The following is an 18,720-nucleotide window of genomic DNA, read 5'->3' as shown; positions in this document are numbered from 1 at the left end:
ATCGACATCGACGGATCGAAGTTCGGCGGATTCCGTGGTGAGGTGTTCGGCCGAGACGGGGCCGACGTGGATCGGTGTGTCGTCCGCGGCAGAGGATCAGGCAGTTCCGTCGACCGCGACTCCCGGATACGCGGCGCAGGCGGGATCGACGCAGTGCAGGACCTGGCCGGGCCTGCTGCCGGATCGGTACACGGTGATGCCTTTGACACCCGCTTTCCAGGCTTGCCAGAAAATGTTTCGCACCTCGTCGGCGCCGGTGTCGGCGGGTAGGTTGATCGTCTTGGCGACGGCGGCGTCGATGTGCCGCTGCACGGCGGCCTGCATGCGGATGTGCCGGCTGGGGGCGATCTCGTGGGCGGTGACGAAGGTTCGGCGCAGCTCCTGAGGAAGCCCGGCGCAGGCGGAAATCGTTCCGGTGGCCGCGACTTCGGCTTCGACGTCCGCTGTCCAGGCGCCCAGTTCGCTGGCGCGCGCACGGAAGCGGGAATCGACATGACGGAAGTCGCGGCCAAGGATGTGCCGGGTGTAGGTGAGGGCGTACAGCGGTTCGATACCCGCGGAGGCGTTCGCGAGCACCGAGATGGTTCCGGTCGGCGCGATCGAGGTCACCTGCGCGTTTCGCAGCGGCACCCCCGTGGTCCATCGGCTGCGCGTGAACAGTGGGAACGGGCCGCGTTCGACGGCCAGTTCCGATGAGGCCGCGTGTGCCCACCGGGTGAATCGGGTCATCAGCCGCTCGGTGAAGCGCACCGCGTCTTCGCTGTCGTAGGGGAGGCCGAGGGCGGCCAGCGTGTCGGCCAGACCCATGACACCCAACCCGATCTTGCGGGTCGCCCGGGCCGCGGCGGCGCACTCGGGGGTCGGATAGTCGGCGACGTCGATCACGTCGTCCAGGAACCGCACCGCCGCTCGGACCGTCTCGTGCAGTCTGTGCTCATCGAGCCGGTCGCCTGCCAGGAATCCGGTGAGGTTCACCGAGCCCAGATTGCACGACTCGTTGGGCGCCAACGGCACCTCGCCGCAAGGGTTGGTGGCCACCAGCCTGCCCAGGCCGGGCACCGGATTGGCGCGGTTCACCGCGTCGAGGAACAGCAGCCCGGGCTCACCGCCGCGCCAGGCGGACGCAGCGATCCGATCCAGCAGGGCGCGCGCCGGGATGGTCCGCAGTACCTTCCCGGTCCGTGGGTCGATCAGCGGGTGCGGCCGGTCCTCGGATGCGGCGAGCATGAAGTCGTCGGTGACACCGACCGAGAGATTGAAGGTGGGTAGCGGGCCAGGCGTGTCCTTGGCCGTGACGAAGTCTTCGATATCGGGATGGTGGGCGTCGAGCACTGCCATGTTCGCCGCACGGCGCCGCCCGCCGAGGCGGATTATCCGGGAGGCAGCGTCGTACAGTTCGATGAAGGAGACCGGACCGCTGGCCTGCCCGCCGCTGGAGGCGATGAGATCGCCGCGTCTGCGCAGTTGCGAGAAGGAGAACCCGGTACCCGCCCCGGCCTGATGCAGCAGCGCGGTGGTGCCCAAGGTATCGAAGATCGATTCGAGTGAGTCCGCTATCGGCAACACGAAGCACCCGGACAGCACGCCGAACGGTGTGCCCGCGTTCATCAGGGTGGGCGAATTGGGCAGGAACTCCCGAGCGCGCAGCAGCGCCGAGTAACGCGCGGCCCAACGGGCCGAACTGCCCCGCAGATACCGGTCTTCGGCTGCCGCGATGTGCACCGCGACGCGATCCATCATCTGCCCTGGCGATTCGCAGATCGCCCCGGCCGCATCGCGGCGCAGGCACCGTTCGGCCAGCACCGCGATCGCGGTTGGCGTGAGCCCCAGATCGTCGTCCACAGCGTCGCGCCGGTCCACCATGGCACACACCTCCTCCGCGCGCGGCACTACGTCGGTTGTCCGCGCGCATGGGCCAGCAGCACAGCGATTTCGGTCGCGACGCCCGAGGCGAGAATCTCGATATCGGGTGTGGTGTCGTAATCGCCGGTGATGCCGAACGTCAGTTGGTCGACGTAGCTGAGGATCGCGACCGTGGTGCGCACCCGCATCGCGATCGGAATGCACGGCCAGATCTCCAGCACTTCCCGGCCGCCCAACGTCAGCCGGTGCTTCGGCCCGGGAATGTTGGTCGCCAGGGCGCTGACCCCCCGCTGGGGGAACCATGCCGCGATCCGGAAGATCGCCGTCAGCAACGCGGACGGCACCCGGGTGGCCAGCGACAGCAGCGACTTCTCGGCCTCGGGTTCGCTGCGGGACCGATGCCGTGCGATCCGCTCGTGGACAGCGATGAGGCGTTCGACCGGTTCGTCGATCTCGATCGGCAGTTCGGCGATCATCGCCGCAACCCGGTTGTCCAGCACATCTTTCGCCTCGGCCGTCCGCATCGACACCGGCACCGCGATCCGCATCTTGCCGGCCGTGGGCTGCTCGCCTCGGCACAGCAGCAATCGCCGGTAAGCGGCGGCGATGGCGGCGACAGCGACGTCGTTGACCGTCACGCCGAATGCCGCACCGATCTCACGCACCTCCGGCAACGACACCCGCGCCACCACATAGCGGCGTTGCTGCCCGATGGGACCGTTCAGCGAAGACTCGGCCGCCGGCGCGACCGCCGCCAGCAGCACCGGAGCCAGAGCCCGCACAGTGCCGACGGCCAACCGAGGCATGGTGTAAGGCAATCGAACCGCCCGGCCCGCCAATTCGAACAGGCCCGTGTGGCCGCGGCCTCCGACGCCTGCGAGCACCATGCCCGGCCCGGCATCAGGGTCGCAGAAGCTCTTGAACAGCGTGACCCCGGAAATCCCGTCGATCATACTGTGGTGCGCCTTCACGATCATCGCCCAACGGTCGCCGGCCAGATGTTCGACAACGACGACCTTCCACAGCGGATGGTCGCGGTCGAGTCGTTCGCTCAGCTCGGTCGCCACCAGCTCCCGCAGCTCCGTCTCGTCACCCGGGTCGGGCAACGCCGTCCATCGGATGTGGTGTGCCAGATCGAAATTCGGGTCCTCTTCCCATTCGGGCGCGGTGACGTCGAGCGGTGTCCGACGGACCCGTTGCCGCAGTCGCCCGTGACGCTCCAGACCGCGATCCACGGCCACACGGAATTCCTCTCGTGTGGGTGGCGCTCCCCCGACGATCGCGACGACACCGATCCCGAGACCGACATGGCGAACGGTGTCTTCCACCTCCATGAATCCCGCGTCCAGCGGGCTCAATTTCGTCATCGTGAACGCCTGTCCCGGCAGTCACCGCGGCCACTGCCCGCCTCCGAGAAATTGCCACTGTCACCCGGAATCCTCGCCCACGCCGGAGAACATGCGTAGATGCCAAGGTAATCACCGCAGGTGACGTTCGCCCCGAGAAGGCGCCTGGCCCTGCGCCTCGGGAGTTCGGAAGGGCCCCGCATCGCAGCGGGCGTAGCAGCGACATAGCAGATCACGCCACCTCCGCCCGTGTGGTCTCGCTGGGATCACTCTCCCGGCTCGGCTTCGACCTTCTTGACGTTTTCTTGCTCTTCGGCCTCGCTGATCGGGACCGTAACCGTCAAGATCAAGAGTCTTCGCCGCCGGTGCCGTGAGGATGCGGGTGGAACGACAGAAGCGTCGATCCCGCCTCGGTGAGCACGGCGGTTCACTTCGGCGATCCTGCTAGCCGCGCACGTGCAGCCCGAAGCCCGTGCGCCCCATGGGTTCCAATCCCTCCTTCAGGTGCAGCGAGGGGAGCTGATAATCACCGAAGTTCTGCCGCCGGAACGGAATCGGCTCGGTCGAATCCAGGGTGAGCAGGCGCTGCTCCCAGGCCTCGGCGACGTCCGGGTAGTCCTCGCCGGTCATCCGGTCGGCGCCGTACACCACGAACGGCGGCAGCACCTCGATGCCGGGGTAGAAGAGGATGCCGTGCTGGATCGGGAACAGCAGATCGTCGATGGGGCCGTTGATTCCGCGAGCGCTGTAATGCGACCCCTGGCCGCCGATGGTCACCGAAAGCACGGCTCGCCGCCCCGCGAGGGTGCCTTCGCCGTACGGCTCGCCATACCTGGTGTCGCTGTGCTCGCCGACGCCGTAGGCGAAATGGTAGGTGAACACCCGGTCCACCCAGCCTTTCAGGATCGCGGGCATCGAGTACCACCACAGCGGGAACTGGAAGATGATCGTGTCGGCCCACAGCAGCTTCTCCTGCTCGGCGCGCACCTCCGGGGTGAGTGTCCCGGCGTCGAAGGCCCGCCCCGAGTCCTGGACGACCTGCAGCGGACTCGAGGCATCCGGGCCGTAGTCCGCGGCATCGATCACGGCCTTCCAGTTCATCGCGTACAGATCGCTCACCCGTACCTCGTGCCCAGCGGTCGCCAAGGTGGACACCGCGAGGTCCTTCAGGGAGCTGTTGAGCGACTTCGGCTCCGGGTGGGCGTAGACGATCAGCGTCTTCATGGGCACTCCTTCGGATCAGGTGCCTTCGATCCTGGACGCCGCGGCGCCCGGTATTCACGGGCGCTTCTTCCATCGGACCGGACTTCCTGGTAACGGCAGGACCACCTTCATCGACACCACCGCCGCCATACTGGGGGCATGGACGATCTCGCGGGCTTCCTGCGGACCCGACGTTCCCGGGTCGACCCGGCGGCCGTCGACATCCCCATCGACAGGCACCGCCGGGTCGAAGGATTACGCCGTGAAGAGGTCGCACACCTGTCCGGAGTCAGCGTCGACTACTACGTACGCCTGGAGCAGGGCCGCGCGACCCAACCCTCCGAGCAAGTCCTCGACGCGCTCGCCCGCGTCCTCGGCCTCGACGAGACCGAACACGAGCACCTCTACCGGCTCGCCCGGCAGCGCCGCCGCCGCACGAAGGCACCGAACGGCAGGGTCCGACCGGATCTGCTGCGTGTCCTGGACCTGGTCGCCGACGCACCCGCGCTGATCATGGACCACCGCATGGAGGTGCTCGCCGGGAACCGACTCGCCGAGCTCCTGTTCAGCCGCCCGATACCGGACCTGAACACCGCGCGGCACATCTTCCTCGAGAAAGCCGAGCGCGGCCTGTACGCGGACTGGGAGACATGCACGCTCGACGTGGTCGGGCACCTGCGGTTGGCCGCGGGCAAATACCCCGAAGACCCCCGCCTGGCCTCACTCATCGGCGAACTGGCGATGGGCAGCGAGCGCTTCCGCCGCCTCTGGGCCCGCGCCGACGTGCGCGCCCGTACGCATGGACGCAAGGTATACCGGCACCCACTGGTCGCGCTGCTGGAACTGCACCAGGAGAACTTCGCCCTACCGGACGAATCAGGCATGGAGCTGATCGTGCTGTCCGCGGCCCCCGGCAGCCCCGCCGAAGACGGGCTTCGCCTGCTCGCGGGTCTGGGCGCAGACAGCGTTCGAGTAAATCGGAACCCCACCGCCGGCGACGCCTGAGAGTGCTACCCGGACACGATTCGACCCAACCTATCCATGGATGAGATCGCCAGACCACACGAGCACGACCCGTCGGGTCAGTGATCGACCGCGGTCGAACCCCGCCGAACTGCCTCCGCCACCGGCGTCAGCCGATCACCGTCGAGCTCGAGCTCGCCGACCGGCTCCAGCGGCGGCTGCGCCATGAAACGCGGCACCCGACCACGATGAGCCTGCGCGGAATGCACGAGAAACGGATGGCACAGGAAGACGTCGCCGATCCGGCCGGTCGCCGAGACCACCCGATAGTCCTCGGTGGCAGGCACGACGTCGGTACAAACATCCATCCACGCCCGCCCCTCCGGGCCCGCGTCGGCCAGGAACGACGGCACCGCAAGATGCGACCCGACACGAATCAGCGTCGGCGCATCGTCCTCACCGACATCGGAGAACAGGAACAACATCAGCAGCGCGCGACCACGCGAATGCAGACTCAGCCGCGGAACTCCCTCGTCGTCGGCAAAGGACGCCTCGACATGCCATCCCGCTGCCTCCGGGGGTTCGGTGCTGGGGAACCGCAGCGGGAACGTGCCCATACCGAGCCGCGGCCGCCATCGGCCCGGCCCCACCAACGCGTCATAGGCCGACACCAGCACATCGGTGTTGGCCACCTCGGTGAACGCGGGCGAACTCATGCCCGGCACCCAGATCAACGACTCGGTCCACGATGCCGGATCCTCGGCGCGCGGACCGATCCGATCCCACAGCTCTACCGCGCACCGCTGTCCGATCTCGCGATCGAAGGCCGCGGGGATCTTCACGAAGCCATCGGTGATGAAGCGCTCGACCGCCGCGCTGTCCAGGACCTGGTTCACAACAGTGATACTCCATGCCGACTACAGGAGCATCAACAGGTTTTCCGGGTGGCGCGCGACTCGGTACTGCGAAGCCGAGCGCGCGGATCGTCGGGAATTTCATTCACCTTTCACGAGCGCCGCGAGACGCGCGTAAAGGTTCCGGTCCGTCCGAGGACCGCCAGGGGTGTGCAGGCCGTAGCGCTCGATCTCGGCATCGAGGTCGAGCGGGCGGGTCGGCGGCACCGGAACGACGAGTTCGGCCTCCACCAGATGATCCGGAACCAGCCAGGTCACCTCGAATTCGATGCCGTCCGGGTCGCGCCCGTACAGCGCCTTCGTGGCCGCGTGGTTCGCAGCACCGCTCAATGCTCCCGCCGCAGTCATACGGTCGCGCGTGGCCACCATCTCCGCCAGCGTCTCGACCTCCCACGCCAGATGGTAGAGCCCCACCGATCCGTCCGCGCCGCGCGCCCCGGTCGCCCGGAACAAACCGAGATCGTGATCGTTGGCCGAATTCGCGCCGCGCAGGAACGCCACCCCGGGATAGTCGATCGGAAGCTTCTCGAATCCGAGCACCGTGGTGTAGAAGTCGACGCTGCGCGCTACATCGGACACGTACAGCACCGCGTGATTCAGGCCTCGTACCGCCATCGTCGCCTCCCGCTTCGAGTTCGGTTCATCGGGGCCGTCGAAGCCCCACAACAAGGCTAATTCCCTCGGTGAGTTCTGGAAGAATCAGTCACATCCCTCGATCTGCGAACCCGATCCGCCATTGCCACGTCGTGCCGCGCGGATGCCACCCGTTCGTCGAGTCCCGAGCGCAGCGCGAATTCTGTTGACTTGCTCCCATACTCGCCCGACCGCTCGAACCTTGCGTGGACTGTCTGCGCTTGCCGCTAGAACTCGTCGACCGGTTCCACACCCGCGGCATGCCGGCGCGCCAACTCCTTTCGTCGCACGCGTCGTCGGAGACGTTCAGCTTCCGGCCACCGTGAGCGAGAGCAGTACAACGTTGAGAGCGGTGACGACGGCGGCCACCAGCCAGGCGACCAGGGTGGTGCTCCGATGGTTTGCGTCGGCACCCATCAAGGTCCGATTGCTGGTGAAGTACACCAGTGGGATCAATGCGAACGGTATACCGAACGACAGGATCACCTGCGAGATGATGAGCGCCTGGGTCGGATCGGCGCCGGCGGCAAGAACCACGAATGCGGGAACGAGCGTGATCAGTCGGCGCGTGATCAGCGCGACGCGCCGGTGGAGCAGACCCTGCATGATCATTGCGCCGGCGTAGGCACCGACCGAGGTCGAGGCCACACCCGAGGCGAGCAGGCCGATGGCGAGCAACAATCCCGCCGCCGGGCCCAGCGCATCACGGATCCCCGCGTGCGCGGCTTCGAGCGAGGCGCCTTCCATGTGGCCGTGCAAAGTACCGGCAGCCAGCAGCAGCATAGCCAGATTGACCGCACCGGCCAGCAGCATGGCCAGAGCGACATCACCGCGGGTCGCCCGTAGTAGCCGGGTGCGGTCCGAGCGACTACTCGGATGGCCGTGGCGGTCACGGACCAAACCGGAATGCAGATACACCGCGTGCGGCATCACCGTCGCACCCATGATGGCCGCGGCCAGTAGCATGCTCTCCGTCCCCTGGAAACGCGGCACCGTGCCGCCGACCGCGTCGGATATCGACGGGCGCGCCATGACCGCACTGACGACAAAACCCAAGGCGACGACGGTCAGCAGGCCTATCGCGAACCGTTCGAACGGTTGTTGCCCCCACCTGTTCTGTACGGCGAGTAGCAACATCGATGCGATCCCGGTGAGAACGCCGCCCACGATGAGCGGAAGGCCGAACAACATATTCAGTGCGATCGCGCCGCCCACGACTTCGGCGAGGTCTGTAGCCATGGCGACGGTTTCGGCTTGAGCCCAGTACGCCAGCCGCATGGGTCTGTTCGTGTGCGCCCTGACCATCTCCGGCAGAGTTCGGCCCGTCACCAGCCCCAGCTTCGCGGACAGGAACTGCACCAGCCCCGCCATCGCGTCGGCCACCACGATGACCCACACCAGCAGGTATCCGAACCGCGCGCCGGCACTGATATTGGCGGCGACATTGCCGGGATCGGCATACGCGATCGCTGCGACGAACGCCGGCCCGAGGAGCGCAGCCGCCGAACGAACTCGCATCAGTGTGGTGCGCCGAGACACGAAGGCGGTCGTGCCCACGGACGGTCACCATCACCGCCGCTCACCGAGAAGTCAACTGTGCGACCAGCCAGTCGCGGGCCGGTTCGGCGACCTGCTCCAGCGCGCCGGGTTCGCTGAACAGATGGGTGGCGCCGGGCACCACCGTCACCGTGACCGCGCAGGGCATGGTGCGCGCCGCTTCTCGGTTGAGTTCGAGCACCTCCTGATCGTGACCGCCGCACGGTATGCGGACGTCTTGATCGAACATGATGGATCGTCCTCACTCCTGCACTGCTGCCGCTGAACTACGCCTGTCGTCGGCGTCAGATCTTGGCCGGTCGGGCACCGCGCCGCCGTGGCCGCAACTGGTAGAGGCGGTACCAGGCCAGCGCGAGGAAGACGGCCGCGAGACCGGCGACGACTCCCATGTCGAGCAGCCAGGTGCCGAGGGTGTGTTTCCACAGCGGGTCCGGTCCACCATCGTGCGGTGAGAGGGTGTCGAGGTCGAGTGTCGCGGCTCCCGCGCCGTAGCCCCACCGCGACGGCGAGAGGTAGGACAGTTGCTCGAGCACGAGTGTGCCGGGTAGCCGCACCAGCCCGCCGGTGAGCACCAGTTGTGCCATGGACAGCACGATCAGCAGTGGCAGCGTCTTCTCCGAGGTGTTCACCGACACCGAGACCAGCAAGCCCAGTGCCAGCGACGCGACGCCGAGCAGCGCCATCGCCGAGATCAGCTCCAGCTGGACCGAGGTGAAAATCCCTTTCGGCGGAAAGCTCTCGCCGATGGTGCCGATCAGGAACAACACCGCCGCCTGGAGGACGGTGATCACGCCCAAGACCAGGACTTTCGACATCAGATAGACCCCTGGCGACAGTCCTGCCGCGCGTTCTCTGCGGTAGATCGTCTGTTCCTTGACGATCTCGCGAATCGAGTTGCCGGTGCCGACGAAGCAGGCGCCGAATACCAGGATCATGAGTTTGGTGGGGGCATCGGTGTTGGTCCCCGGCGCGCCGGTGAACCCTTCGCCCGCAGGCACTGCGGCGATCAACCCGCCCAGCAACAGCGGCATCACGCCCAGCAGCGCCAAATAGCTTCGATCCGAAGCGATGACCGCGAGGTATCGCCTGCACAGTGTGCTGAGCTGGCTGTGCTTGGATTGCGGCGCGGGCGGCGGTGCCGGTGGGCGGTGGGTCGGCCCCGGGCCGACTTCCTCGATCGGTCCGACCGCCGCGTAGTGCTGGAACCGTGGAGAGTCCCGGAATTCACCGGCCCAGTCGCGGTCTTCCTCGCGGTCGAAGGCCTGGAACACTTCCGCCCAGGTGCGCTGCCCGAACTGCTGCAATCCCTCCGCGGGCGGCCCGTAGTAGGCCAGCCGGCCGCCGGGGACCAGCACCAGGAGCCGGTCGCAGGCCTCGAGATTGGCGACGCTGTGGGTGACGACGATGACGGTGCGTCCGTCGTGGGCGAGTTCGGACAGCATTTCCATGACCGTCTTGTCCAGGCCGGGGTCGAGCCCGGAGGTCGGTTCGTCGAGGAACAGCAGCGACGGCTTGGTCAGCAGCTCCAGTGCGACGCTGACGCGTTTGCGTTGCCCGCCGGACAGTTGGTCGATGCGGGTGTCGGCGTGCTTGGTCAGGCCGAGTTCGGCGAGGACTTCGTCGACTCGCTGTTCGCGCTCTTCCGGGCGTGTGTCGCCGGGGAAGCGCAGTTCAGCCGCGTACAGCAGGGCGCGCCGGGTCGGGAGCTGGTTGTGCAGGATGTCCTCTTGCGGGACCAGTCCGATGCGGTGCCGGAGTTCTTCGTAATCGGTGTAGAGGTCGCGTCCGTCGTAGCGGACGGTGCCCTCGGTCGCCGGCCGTAGTCCCGTGACCGCGCCCAGCAGCGTCGACTTGCCCGCTCCGCTGGGTCCGATGACGCCGACGAGTGAGCGATGCGGAATGGGGAATGTCACCTCATCGAGCAGCACTTTGCCCTCGGGTGTCCGCACGATGAGATCCTGCACGCAGACCGAGATGTCACCCGTGTCGACGGACTCCCGCAGCTCGTTGCCAACCAGCCGGTAACTGGTGTGGCCCATGCCGATCAGGTCGGACTCCGAAAGGTCCGCGGCCTCGACACGGGAACCGTTGACGTAGGTGCCGTTGTGGCTGTCGAGGTCGACCACCCGGTACCGGCCTTCGCTGATCACTCGCAGTTCGGCGTGATGGCGGGAGACCATGAGATCGGGCACGACGATGTCGTTGTCGGCGGCGCGCCCCATCCGCAGCGTGCCCGACACGATCCGGACCACCGCACTCGGACGGGCCGCCGGAGGCGACGACCGCGACACACGCCGAGGCAGACCCGGGTCGAACTGGGTGACCGTCGCCTCATCATCGAGGTCGTAACCGGGATCAGGGACGACCATGGTGTCACCGCCCCGATCGCCATCCGTCTGCGACTCGTGGCCCGGTGGAGTTTCCAGCGAGCAGGCCAACTGCTCACCGTCCATAGCGTGTCCGAGCTGGAAGGTCTCGTCGTGATCGATCACCATCCGCTCGACGCGACGACCATCGAAAAATGTGCCGTTGCGGCTGTGCGCGTCCTCGATTTCCCAACCATCCGCTCCGCGCTCCAGGACCGCGTGCAAAGAAGAGACCCGCGGATCGGTGACGACGATGTCGGCGTCGGGATCGCGGCCGATATTATATGCGCCCCCGGCGCGTAATCGGTAGACGCGTTCTCGCGTCTGCACCACCAGAACGGGCGAGTCGGACAATTCCGTGGAGGAATTTTTAGCCGCCATGACGGAATTATACGGCCGTTCCGCACTACGACCGCAATGGTCGACTCCCGACCACACCCCCTGCGACGTCCGCTTCGTCTCGGTTTCGCACCCGGCGGCTGCACCGCGCTGACCTGCGATAACGTACCTGGCGAGCCGGAACGACCGGATCCTTCCGTGTAGCGAATCCGCCGATGTCGGCGCAGACGAAGAGTATGTCGAATTTGCAATAACGTTTCGATAGAAATTGTGCGCGCTGTCGAGGCGGAATATTTGCGTGAGCTGTTTCGATCTCTGCCGGCTCTCGGTCGCGGCCGTCGGGTTGGCCGCGGTTCGGCCACCTTCTCGAGAGCGGTGATCTCGTATTGCGGCTGATCGATGTCGGCGCAGAGCCCGGATTCGCCCCCGTGCCTGCTCATCTGCCGATCGTCGGAGACGGCGGCGGCGATGTGCCCAGCGGAATCCGTTCGGCAGTGGCGTGGCGTGTCGACGAACGCCGACGGGGTGGCCCCGCGAGATTCCCGCGACGTTCGGTCGAGGTGCGCGGTGGCCGGATCCGGATACCATTCGCGCGTCCACGCGCGGCTCGGCGGTATCACCCAGAATCCGTCCGGCAAATATGACCGCTCGATGACCGGCTTGCACTGCTCGCGGCAAATATGACCGAATTCTTACGAACCGTCGAAACGGCTCGCAACGGCTGTGAACCCGGCTGTGGCGGACCAGAATCATGATCATGGACGCACCTTCGACAACGGCTCTGTGATGCGTATTCTGCTGACCGGCGCGGCCGGATTCATCGGCTCCCATATCCGGCGCACGCTGCAGGACAGCGGCCACGAGGTGGTCGCGATCGATCTCGTGCTGGCCGCCGCGCACGGCCGCGGAGCGGAACCGCCGGACGGCGTCGACCTGGTGGACGTGCGTGACCCGGAGGCGCTGGACGCGCGCCTGGTCGGCGTCGATGCGGTCTGCCACCAGGCGGCGTGGTCGGCGCGGGCGTGAGTGCCCAGGACGCACCCGCCTACGCCAGCCACAACGACCTCGGCACCGCGGTGCTGCTCGCCGCCATGACCCGAGCCCGGTGCCGTCGACTGGTGCTCGCCTCCTCGATGGTTGTCTACGGCGAAGGCCGTTACCGTACGGCCGATTCCATCGCTACGGTGCCACCGCCCCGACTTCGCGCCGACCTCGATGCCGGCTTGTGTGTACTATTCGCCCGGTAGATCACCGCGGGAGCTCGGACAACGGCCGGGCTGAGAGGGTGCGCCCGAGCGCGCCGACCGCAGAACCTGTCCGGGTAATGCCGGCGTAGGGAGTAGGTAGCGGTATGGCGTCCACTGTCGGCGCGGGCGTAAACGAGGCGCCGCTCACCCTCGACGAACCCGCGCCCCGGGTGCTGTCGTTCTGGGATCAGGGCGCGTTCTGGGCCAACCTCGGCGTCAGCTTGTTCGCCTTCTCCGGCGCGTATACGGTGCTCGCGCCGGATGCCGAAGGGGCGGCGCAGATCTCGATCGCGGCGGGGATCGTCGCGATGATCGTGGGCACGGTGGTCGGCGGGCTCATGTTGGGGCTGTCGGCGATACCGGGCGCACGCACCGGCAAACCGGCGATGATGCTGCTGCGTGGATTGTTCGGGGCAAAGCCGAGTTATGTGCCCACGGTGTTGAACATCGCCCAGTTGATCGGGTGGGGCACCTTCGAGTTGATCGTCATCGGCAACGCGGCCGAGGAGTTGTTCGGCGGCGGGCCGCACTGGCTGTATGTGGTCCTGGCGGGCGTGCTGACCACGGTGCTCACCATCTGGCCGCTGGGATCCGTGCGCATTCTGCGGCGATTCGTCACCATCGGAGTCGCGATCGCCCTGATCTGGTTCTACGTCCAGTTCTTCCGGGCGGGCCTGCCCGATCTGACCGCCGATCCCGGCCCCGGCGGGTCCGGCCCCTTCGGATCCGACTGGAACCTGTTCTGGATCGCCACCGACGCGGCGCTGGCGGTGTCGATTTCCTGGGTGCCGGTGGCCGCCGACTACACCCGGTATTCGCGCAGCACAGGTGCGGCCTTCGGCGCGGCGAGCGGCGCCTACGCCCTCACCCAGATCCTCGCCTACATCCTCGGCCTGTTCGCGCTGGCGCTGGCCACCGGCGACGGCACCTACGGGCCCTTCCTGACCGTCACGCTCGGCGCGGTGTTCTTCCTCATCCTGGTCGTGCGCGAGGCGGATCAGTCCTTCGCCAACGTCTACTCCACGGCCGTCTCGATCCAGAACCTGGCGCCGCGGATGGACCGGCGGGTGCTGTCGATCGGGCTGGGCGTCTTCATCACGCTGCTCGCGCTGCGGCTGGACATGGACGACTACTTCGGCTTCCTCGGCCTCATCGGCTCGGTGTTCGTGCCGCTGCTCGGCGTGCTCGCGGCCGACTTCTTCCTGCGCGCCCGCGGCGACTGGAACACCGACGCCGACGCGCCGTCGCGGTGGAGCATGATCGCGGCCTGGCTCATCGGGCTGTCGGTCTACCAGGTGGTCAACCCCGGCGACGCCGGTGTGTGGACCGAATTCTGGGTGCGCGTGCAGGAATGGCTGCACTTCACCAAGCAGCCGTGGATGAGCGCGTCGCTGCTGTCGTTCCTGGCCGCCGTCGTCGCGGCGTGGGCGCTCGGCGCGATCACCGAGCGCCGTCGCGCAACGAAGTAAGTATCCCCGCTGCCGCATGGGCCGAAGACCGGGCGTGTCAACGCCATCGCGTCTACTGCGTCGACGGCGCGGTGTCGGCGTGGACGATCCCCGCCGACACCGCCCGCGTCCATGCCCGGCTGCGCACCGAGTCCCGGCTACGTCAGTCGCGCTTCGCCTCGTAGCGCAGCAGCACCGCGCCACCCGGGAAAGTGCGGTTCTCCAACAACCGCAGTGATATCCATGACGGCAGTGTCGGGAAGAACGGCGTGCCGCCGCCGACGGCCGTGGGCGTGACCACGATCCGGTACTCGTCCACCAGTCCGGCCCGCACGATCGGTGCGGCCAGTGTCGCGCCTGCCACTTCCAGTCGACCGTCGGTCTCGGCTTTCAGCTTCCTCACCACCTCGACCGGGTCTCCGCGCTCCAGGCGGGAGTTCCAGTCGACCGACTCCAGGGTGCGTGAGAACACGACCTTGGGCATGTCGCGCCAGATGCGCGCGAAGTCGACGGTCCGAGGGGTGGCGTCCGGAGCCTCGTCAGCGGTCGGCCAGTACGCGGACATCAGTTCGTAGAGCCGCCGCCCGTAGAACGACAGGGCGGTCTCCCGCTCGAAATCGTTCCAGTACTGAAGGAGCTCGTCGCTCGGATCCGACCAGTCGAGGCTGCCTTGCGCGTCGGCGATGTATCCGTCCACCGAGACGTTGAAGCCATAGATGAGTGTGCCCATGATGATCAGACGGCCCCGGAGGTCAGAAATCATCGCGACGCTACGAGAGATTCGAATGCTCCCCGTAGCGATCGGCAGCCCTCGGAGCCCGACAGCAGCGAATACCCGAGCGGCACTGCGGTATTCGTGGGCCGACCACCCTTCCGGTCGGCACGCGGTCGTGATCTCATTGGTGGATGGAACGGAGCACCCCGGTCACCGTGGCGACCGGGGCGGTGGCCATCGGTTCGGCGGCCGCGGGTGGGGCAGTGCTGCTGACCGGCTCCACCCTGACATGGCTTGCGTGGTGTGCCGGTGTTTCCGGACTGGTTGGCATTGTCTCCCTGTGGGTGCTGCTGTCCCGTCACAGCGCCGCACATCCGCGGGCGTGGCGTGCGGCAACGATCGCACCGACGATAATGGGTGCCGCGACGAGCCCCTGGGCATTGATCTCGGTCGGCGCGGTGGTACCCGCATGGATCTTCAGCACGGTGGTACTGGTCGTCACACTCTTGGCCGTGTGGTTCGAGTCGCCTCCGGAAGGCACCGTGCGACTGGTCCTCGCAGCGTCCGGCATCCTCGTGGTGTCGGCGGGGAGCAGCATCGGAGCGGCCCTGCTCAATGACAACGGGCGCGCCATCTGGGGAGGTGTCGTCGTAGCAATTGGTTCTGTGGTCGTAGTCGCGCTCGGAGACTATATTTTCGAATCGTTCAGGCCGGGCTGGTTCAACCGGGTGTCGTGGCCATTTACGCGGCCGGTGAGTCGCATCCCCGTTCCGATGGAAATCGGATGGATAGGACCGGTTGTGGCTGTCGCGACATCGGTAGTCGCGGCCGGCCCGCTGACCGAGCGGCTCGGTGTGCCGAATCCCGGCTCCGAAGTGATGGTATCGATCATCGCGCTGGTTTCCGTGCTCCAGTGGGTCGTTCAATCCGTTATCGTGAGAACGCTGCGACCTACCGTCGAGTCTGTCATCGACATCGAGGAACTAGCCCGTGATGCGCGAACAGATGCGGCCGATCTCGCCGCTTCCGTAGCTCGCGACCTGGAACGGTCTCGTCGCACCGACGACGGTAGACCCGCGATGCGATCGGCCGAGGACCTCCTCGAGCGTGTGCGGCGCACCTGTTCCGCCGCCGAATACCGCGAACTCGAGGCGCGGTTGCACCGCACCGGGCGATTGGGCAGTGAAGCCGAGATCCGTTCATTGATACACGATTATGAACGGCGAGAGAATCGGCGAGATGAGCACATGCAGGCGCGCTCGGTCATCCGTCGGGGATCCGGGTTGGGGATGTCGCGGCTCTTGGTCGGTACCGCGACGATCGCGGTCAACCTCGCCACGGCACGTGACGCCGGCGTTGTGATAGATCGAATCTGGCCCGGGATCGAATTGGTCGTCCCGCCGTTCGTGCGTGGAAGGATTGCATGGCTGGACCGCGGTGTGGCCTTGTCGCGAGTCATCGTGGCGAGCGCTGCCGCCGCGGCGCTCACGTTCGTGGCCGCGTCGCTGTACTCGTATGCGGCTGTGTCGCTGACATTTTTGGCGTTCGCACTGGTCGCCGGGCGGAGCAGGCTGGAGCTCGCCTATGCTCAGCGAGCGGTGGCGATCGGGGTGTACCGGGTGGAACTCCTCCGTGCGCTACACATGGAGGTGCCGGCGACCCAGGCGGAATTGGTAGCGATGGGTGACCTGCTCGAAGGTGTCTCGTCGACCGGTCTGCTGCTTGCGGCGCTCGATGTGGGGCGCGGAGCAGCGGCAGGAGGAACGAATACCACGAGCAACGCCCCGACACCGAATGCCACCGATCAACTAACGTCAACCTTCATCGCCGAGGTGAAGTCCGAACTGCGAGAACTGGCCCGTGCCCCGGCCACACGCCTCGACACGCAGGTCGCCGAGGCATTGGCGACACTGCAAACGCGCATGGACGCGTCCATTGCCGAGGCCGTGCGGGCAGCGATGGCTGGGCCTTCCCTGGTCGAATTCACCGGCTACGTGGTGGTCGAACTCGAGGGCGAGGACAAAAACGTTCGTCGCAACGCGGCGGGAGTCATTTGCGCACCCCCCGGCACGGCCGTCGGATTGTCCGTTTCGGTCCTGGCTGACCAAGCTGCTCGCAACTCCGCCCCCGATCGTGGCGCGGCCGGTTCCCACAGTTTCGTCGCTCTCGAGACGATCACGATAGAAGGCCGGAAAACCGAAGCCTTCGCACATTTCGACATTCTGCTCGACAGCGCGACGATGACGCCATCGCCGCGGCGCCAGACCCTTCGAGTGTTGCGGCTGAACGGCGAACAGAGCGGTGTGGTCGAGCTCGAACTTCCGGACATCGAAGCTGTGCACGAGGCATGGTTGCAGCTGTACCAGTCAGGGCGGCTGGTGCAGGCTATCGCGATTGCGGTCGACACCCGCGCGTCGGAACAGTCTTCCAGAGGAGAACAGTGACTTTCTTACGCGGTCCTGCCGTCCGAGTGCTGCTGGTGCACACCCGCCGGGGACTGCGGGTCGAGTTCGAAGCGCCGGGATGCCAGGTCGGCAGCGTCCGGTTCACGCTGCCCGACCTGGGCCGGATCGCCGCTGTCCGCCGCCAGCTCGATCAGGGCCTGACCGAGGTCAAACGGCTGATTTCCGCGGTGCGCGTCGACGATGCCGATCTCCCGGCCCTGGCTCAGGCGCTCGGGAGCATGGGACGGCGCATGATCTTCGCACTGATCGGCAACCAGCCCAACGTGATTCAAGAGTTGCAGGCTTTCTGGACAACCGCGATTCCTGCGTGGCGCAACCCCGACTACACCGCCGTCGTCGAATGTCTCGGCGATACGGACCGCTTGCTGCCGCTCGAGTACCTGCCCTTCTTCGATATCGGCGCGTGCGCGGACGACATCCGAGGGCGTGCTGATTTCGTCACGAAATGCCGCTCTTTCGTGGGGTTCAGCTGTGTCGTGAGGCGGCGCATCCTGCCGATACCGCTCTCGACGGGCAGCAATTATCTGGCACTGGACCCGGACGGAAAGGTGGTGCTGCGCTACCTGCACTACGAGTCCCTGGTCGGTGCCGAACGCGAGTACCGATGGTTCACCACCGACGGCCGCGCGAAACTGTCGGTGCTCGGTCCGTATCCGGATGCCGAACAGCGCGGTGTGGATGTCGCCGAGCGGATCTACGATCCCGATGCCGACCAGATCCAGCACTTTTCGTGCCACTGTGACACCACCACGACAGATCCGCTCGACTACCAGCTCGAACTCCGCGGAGCTGGCCGCGATCTCAACCTCACCTTGGGGGATCTCGGAGAGCACCTCGTTCGACTGAGTGCCAGCAGAGTGCGAGATGTCCCGGATATGCCGTTGATCGTTCTCAATGCCTGCGGCTCATCGCGAGTGGACCCGCTCAGCTCGGTGTCGTTCCCACAGATGTTCATGCAGAACGGAAACCGAGGCTGTATCGGCACCGAGATCGCGATTCCCGACGAAGAAGCAGCCGAGTTCTCTCGGACGTTCTATCGAGAACTGCTCGACGGCGCCACTCTCGGCGATGCGGTGCATCGCGCGCGGAACTATCTGCTCGACGCCTTCGGCAATCCGATCGGCCTCGCCTACACCGTATACGGCAATACCGACCTGACAATCAACGAATCGAAAGGGAAGGTCAAGTGACCGAAACCACCGGAAGCGCACCCGAAGGCAACGCCTCGAAGACGATCGGCATCTTCGGGCGTGAAGACTCCGACGGGCGTGTCGAACGTTCGCTGTTCAAGAGGGGTGACGACTTCCGTTATGGCAGAAGCGAAATCCCCACCGATCTGCTCCGTGAGCGCGTTGTGGAGTTCATGGACTCGATTCGTGAGGTGATCGCAGGCGTCGGCGCCACTGCGGGCGAGTACAGCCTGCACGAGGTTCAGGTGAATGTCGAAGTGAGCGCGAAAGGTCAACTCTCGCTGCTCGGGACCGGTGGCGAACTCGCGGGCAAGAGCGGACTCACATTCACCTTCAGGAAATAGCCGCGGAGCGATCCTCGAGCCCGCGCTGTCACCCGAACATCGTGGGAGGCCGCTACAGCTCGGCCGACGCGGTGATCGGCGATCCGGCAGGAGCTGCGGAGTCCGGCACCCCCGCATAGTCGGACAG

At 66.4% G+C, this 18,720-nt stretch carries 13 protein-coding genes and 2 pseudogenes; 6 read left to right on the top strand and 9 right to left on the bottom strand.

The features are described 5' to 3' along the window. Positions 1-96: 96 nt before the first annotated feature. From ON26_RS14010 to ON26_RS14000, 3 genes are all read right to left on the bottom strand, one after another. A complete protein-coding gene (locus ON26_RS14010) occupies positions 97-1,863 on the bottom strand; it encodes an adenosylcobalamin-dependent ribonucleoside-diphosphate reductase (protein ID WP_083884085.1) in 1,767 nt (588 codons plus the stop codon). A gap of 26 nt (positions 1,864-1,889) precedes the next feature. Then, positions 1,890-3,230 carry a wax ester/triacylglycerol synthase family O-acyltransferase gene (locus ON26_RS14005; protein ID WP_040796561.1) on the bottom strand — a complete coding sequence of 447 codons (1,341 nt, stop codon included), beginning with the start codon at positions 3,228-3,230 and terminating at the stop codon, positions 1,890-1,892. Between the two features lie 423 nt (positions 3,231-3,653). Next, positions 3,654-4,433: an NAD(P)H-dependent oxidoreductase gene (locus tag ON26_RS14000; protein ID WP_040796560.1), complete on the bottom strand. Its 780-nt coding sequence runs from the start codon at positions 4,431-4,433 to the stop codon at positions 3,654-3,656. Between the two features lie 138 nt (positions 4,434-4,571). Between ON26_RS14000 and ON26_RS13995 the strand changes: the two genes are divergently transcribed. Next, a complete protein-coding gene (locus ON26_RS13995) occupies positions 4,572-5,417 on the top strand; it encodes a helix-turn-helix transcriptional regulator (RefSeq protein WP_051027058.1) in 846 nt (281 codons plus the stop codon). A 77-nt stretch (positions 5,418-5,494) separates the two neighbouring features. Here the strand turns inward: ON26_RS13995 and ON26_RS13990 are convergent, their stop codons facing one another. The 5 genes and pseudogenes from ON26_RS13990 to ON26_RS13970 form a co-directional block, all read right to left on the bottom strand. Further along, positions 5,495-6,271, bottom strand: coding sequence for a phytanoyl-CoA dioxygenase family protein (locus ON26_RS13990; protein ID WP_051027057.1), 777 nt, complete (start codon positions 6,269-6,271; stop codon positions 5,495-5,497). Positions 6,272-6,370: 99 nt separating this feature from the next. Continuing rightward, positions 6,371-6,904: a VOC family protein gene (locus tag ON26_RS13985; protein ID WP_040796633.1), complete on the bottom strand. Its 534-nt coding sequence runs from the start codon at positions 6,902-6,904 to the stop codon at positions 6,371-6,373. A 324-nt stretch (positions 6,905-7,228) separates the two neighbouring features. Further along, positions 7,229-8,440, bottom strand: a complete 1,212-nt coding sequence (locus ON26_RS13980) for an Nramp family divalent metal transporter (RefSeq protein WP_040796632.1) — start codon at positions 8,438-8,440, stop codon at positions 7,229-7,231. 61 nt (positions 8,441-8,501) lie between these two features. Next, positions 8,502-8,678, bottom strand: a pseudogene (locus ON26_RS13975) (phosphoribosyltransferase); the annotation flags it as partial. 85 nt (positions 8,679-8,763) lie between these two features. Beyond that, a complete protein-coding gene (locus ON26_RS13970; RefSeq protein ID WP_051027056.1) occupies positions 8,764-11,226 on the bottom strand; it encodes an FHA domain-containing protein in 2,463 nt (820 codons plus the stop codon). Positions 11,227-11,970: 744 nt separating this feature from the next. On the opposite strand from ON26_RS13970, the pseudogene ON26_RS13965 reads away from it, so the two are divergent. Continuing rightward, a pseudogene (locus tag ON26_RS13965) lies at positions 11,971-12,410 on the top strand (NAD-dependent epimerase/dehydratase family protein); the annotation flags it as partial. A 125-nt stretch (positions 12,411-12,535) separates the two neighbouring features. Next, on the top strand, positions 12,536-13,900 hold the full coding sequence (locus ON26_RS13960; RefSeq protein ID WP_040796557.1) for a purine-cytosine permease family protein: 1,365 nt from the start codon (positions 12,536-12,538) through the stop codon (positions 13,898-13,900). A 142-nt stretch (positions 13,901-14,042) separates the two neighbouring features. On the opposite strand, the gene ON26_RS13955 is transcribed toward ON26_RS13960, so the two are convergent. After that, positions 14,043-14,609 carry a dihydrofolate reductase family protein gene (locus ON26_RS13955; protein ID WP_040796631.1) on the bottom strand — a complete coding sequence of 189 codons (567 nt, stop codon included), beginning with the start codon at positions 14,607-14,609 and terminating at the stop codon, positions 14,043-14,045. Between the two features lie 176 nt (positions 14,610-14,785). On the opposite strand from ON26_RS13955, the gene ON26_RS13950 reads away from it, so the two are divergent. The 3 genes from ON26_RS13950 to ON26_RS13940 are packed head-to-tail and all read left to right on the top strand — an operon-like array spanning position 14,786 to position 18,593. Then, positions 14,786-17,038, top strand: coding sequence for a hypothetical protein (locus tag ON26_RS13950; RefSeq protein ID WP_157171894.1), 2,253 nt, complete (start codon positions 14,786-14,788; stop codon positions 17,036-17,038). A gap of 26 nt (positions 17,039-17,064) precedes the next feature. Then, positions 17,065-18,249, top strand: a complete 1,185-nt coding sequence (locus ON26_RS13945) for a CHAT domain-containing protein (RefSeq protein ID WP_040796555.1) — start codon at positions 17,065-17,067, stop codon at positions 18,247-18,249. After that, the gene (locus tag ON26_RS13940; protein WP_040796554.1) at positions 18,246-18,593 is read left to right on the top strand and encodes a Pepco domain-containing protein; all 348 of its coding nucleotides are present in this window, start codon (positions 18,246-18,248) and stop codon (positions 18,591-18,593) included. The genes ON26_RS13945 and ON26_RS13940 overlap by 4 nt, the downstream gene beginning before the upstream one ends. Positions 18,594-18,720: the final 127 nt, after the last annotated feature.

It is taken from the genome of Nocardia higoensis NBRC 100133 (genome assembly GCF_000308595.1).
In the GTDB taxonomy this organism is placed as follows: domain Bacteria; phylum Actinomycetota; class Actinomycetes; order Mycobacteriales; family Mycobacteriaceae; genus Nocardia; species Nocardia higoensis.
Note: the sequence above shows the minus strand (reverse complement) of the source record. Positions and strands in the feature narration are given on the sequence as shown.